Raw genomic sequence first — 2,563 nt, 5'->3', positions numbered from 1 at the left:
ATGCAAGGGGACACCTGGCATCAAGAGACGTGCTCTGCGTGGCATATGGTGAATCCGTTCACAATTAATGATGCCAATAGCTTAGTCAATTCTATGAAAAACAATCTCCCTATCTATTTCACACTATTTCAGATCGCTAAAGTGCGACACAGAAAAACGTAGTCTGCCCCCATTCTCTGCCATTCTCAGGATAAACGTGGTCTGTCCCCGTTTTTCGTTTTTCCAGCAGTTCCTTGTGGCGTGACGTAAAAGTCAGCATTGCCCGTAGCCGCAGAAGTACCTTTTGCACCATTAAATCAGGCCAAGCTCTCGCAACCTAACCTCGCGTACAAAGTCCAATCCACCTACCTCGACTTTAGATCCGTCTGAGTAATGGGCGTGACCACAGACATTACACTGAAAAGCCAATAATCCGTTCTGTTTTCCTACAAAAATGCGCATACCATGAGACTCACACCTAGGACATTGTTCATCAATCTCAATAGTAACCAACTCTTCTATTGTATCGCGCAAAAAGCGCGCGATAGCTTCTACGTCTTTGGACTTGTAGCGTAAAATTACTTTTTTAAGGTGAGCTAATTCGCTAAGTTTAAAAGTAGAAAACTCTACAGGCATCAACTTCTCATCTATATGGGAAAGTTCATAAAAATTATAGATCGAGAACGGCTCAACAGAAAAGCATTCATAATTGCGCCGCAACCACAAAAGGATTACGTCAAGAATATTCCTCAGTGAGGACTTATCACTCATGCGCGTAACAGCTGATTGCAGCTCGTGCCAGACTTTCGGAGAGAGAGATCGCATCAATTGCCCGCCTTAACCGGAAAGGTTGTGATCAGGTTACCGGCTTTGTCGGTAAACACTTTTATCACAGAAGTGGGGGCTCCTCCATCCTTCAGCGTAGTAGTGCCAATCACTCGTCCCACATCAACTGTTCTTACAAACTGACCATCTGGCAGTGCCAAAACCGGAGACTTCACGACATCACTGCTCTGCAAAATCCCTTTCAGTTCATTTGGAGCAATCGTAAATACTGAACGCGAGTTGGAGATTTCTCTACCGAAATGGCCATCAAGAACATGGTCGAACCCCGCAGATACTGGATTGCCATTGTCCCGCAGAGGCGTGGTTTCTGCACGACCGTTAGCAACGTTTATACGAGACTGTACACGACCAGGAACACCCTCCACGGCATTTACAACGTCTTTTGCACCCCCTACTTCTCCCAAGCCTTTCGCTACAGCCGAGCTTCCCCCACCTATCGCCTCGCTCGCAACCCCTTTTCCAAAAACAGATCCCAGAACCTTACCAACCCACGCCATTGGCAAAGGCACGAGCGACCCGACTGCCAGGGCATCTTTTGCCGCCTTCGCGTTCCCCGCACTGATCCAGCGCTGAGTTTCTGGATCCTTCAGGTCAATGCCGGCACCGTTTGCAACACACGAAGCGTCACCACAAGGCAGGAAGTGTGGGTTGAACGCCTCTCCATCGATCAGAACAGGCGAGCGGAAACCACCTTGAGCATCAAGCACCCGGCCCGAGAGACGATCACGAATCTCGTCACTGACATTCGGTGTTTTGCTCCAGTCATGATCAGGAGCAACGGGGAAAGCCGCCCAAGTATAGTTGCTGGTCGACGCTCGGATATAGGCTACGAGATCCAGGTCGAGCTTTGCTAACTGCTGAACGTATTGGCCGTTACCCAGGTCCACCCATTTTGCCGAAGGGTCGTAGATGCCATCCTTGGTGGCAACCATGTCGGAGCCTGGTTGAATGTCAGTACCACTAACACCAGAGAGCCTCAGCTGTTCTTCGATCTGTTCAACGGTGTACTTTCCACCACTGCGCGCAGCCAATTGTTCGGCGAGTTCGTGATCTTCCCTATGCAACTGTCTGTTGTATTGCGAAGCATTCTTTGCAATCCACGCAGCCTTCTCCAGCTTGCTCGCATCAACGTCTTTCTGTGCCGTGGCGGCCAAGACTCCAACGATCTGAGAACTCATCGTTAGCAGGTTGTCATTACCTTTGACCAGATTATCCAGCACACCGACTAGCGCTTCATTCGCCCCCGCCGCCAGGGCTCCAGTCTTGAAGTCCCCGCCGGTCACTTCAGCCAGCAACCCGCCCACCATTGCGTGTATAGCGATTTTTTGCGCAGAGCCGTCGTCAAAGACTCCTTTCGTGTAGTCACCCACCGCATTGAAGCTAGCTGCCGCCAAAGTGTTGAATAGCGCCGTTTTCAGCGCGTCACTAGCACTCCCACCTTGCCCAAGAGCCTTACTCAGTAGCGCTGATGTTTCGCCTTGTAATATCTGATTACCGGCAAACCGACCAATCCCCTCCAGGCTGCTGAGGTCAGTGACTACTTTCCCTGTTACCGGGTTAGTCGTTGTTTTCAAAATGCCGTCAAAGACACCAGCCGTTAAACCGGCCGTCACACCCGATATCACATAGCCTTTAAGCGCATCCGAGGACGTCACATCCTTGAATGCCGCCCCAAGATTCCCACCATTGTTAATAAAACTGGTCGTCGCATTCGTCGCAGCACCCGTAGCCCGTAGCC

General features: G+C 50.4%; 2 protein-coding genes. Both read right to left on the bottom strand.

Annotated elements, in window-relative coordinates; all coding sequences use genetic code 11:
• Nucleotides 1-291: 291 nt before the first annotated feature.
• Nucleotides 292-804, bottom strand: a complete 513-nt coding sequence (locus tag AC1DIS_RS29880; protein ID WP_138867818.1) for a hypothetical protein — start codon at nt 802-804, stop codon at nt 292-294.
• The coding region (locus AC1DIS_RS29875) for a DUF637 domain-containing protein (protein WP_477781290.1) at nt 804-2,563 on the bottom strand (1,760 nt) is incomplete at its 5' end. The genes AC1DIS_RS29880 and AC1DIS_RS29875, both read right to left, overlap by 1 nt.

This window comes from Pseudomonas sp. 05N433 (assembly GCF_056396925.1).
Note: the sequence above shows the minus strand (reverse complement) of the source record. Positions and strands in the feature narration are given on the sequence as shown.